Consider the following 730-nt stretch of genomic DNA (forward strand, 5'->3'; position numbering starts at 1 on the left):
GTCCGCCGATTGCACCGTCAGCGAGTCGGTCACCTGCTGGCCCGCCGTCAGCGCATCGGCCTTGCCGTTGTCGAGCGTGTAGGTCCAGGCGCCGCTACCGCTGTCAAACGTGAAGGTACCGTACGTGCCCGTGAGGCTCTCGGGCGCCACCGCGGCAAAATGCGCCTGGCCGGCATCCACATCGTGAACAGTGAGCGTGCCGCTGGCCGATGGATCTCCCGCGACCGCGTTGTTGGCGCCGCCGGCTTCGGCGACGGCGGAATCTTCACTCGCCGAGGCGCTGATGGTGGCGCTGTCGTTGCTGCCGGTGATGTTGACCGTGAGGGTCTGCTGCGCAGTCAGGTCCGCCGATTGCACCGTCAGCGAGTCGGTCACCTGCTGGCCCGTGATCAGTGCATCGGCCTTGCCGTTGTCAAGCGTATAGGTCCAGGCACCGGTGCCGCTGTCAAAGGTGAAGGTGCCGTAGGTGCCCGCGAGGCTCTCGGGTGCCACCGCGGCAAAGTGCGCCTGGCCGGCATCCACATCGTGAACAGTGAGCGTGCCGCTGGCTGATGGATCTCCCGCGACCGCGTTGTTGGCGCCGCCGGCTTCGGCGACGGCCGTATCCTCGCTGGCCGACGCGGTGATGGTGGCACTGTCATTGCTGCCGGTGATGTTGACCGTGACGGTCTGCTGCGCGGTCAGGTCCGCCGATTGCACCGTCAGTGAGTCGGTCACCTGCTGGCCCGCC

At 67.3% G+C, this 730-nt stretch carries 1 protein-coding gene; it reads right to left on the reverse strand.

The window, feature by feature from the left end:
* Positions 1 to 717, reverse strand: a 717-nt coding sequence (locus tag KHO22_RS32360) for a VCBS domain-containing protein (RefSeq protein ID WP_230427122.1), incomplete at its 3' end; no start/stop codon positions are given.
* Between the last annotated feature and the right edge of the window lie 13 nt (positions 718 to 730).

Source organism: Cupriavidus yeoncheonensis (genome assembly GCF_905397275.1).
GTDB lineage: Bacteria > Pseudomonadota > Gammaproteobacteria > Burkholderiales > Burkholderiaceae > Cupriavidus > Cupriavidus yeoncheonensis.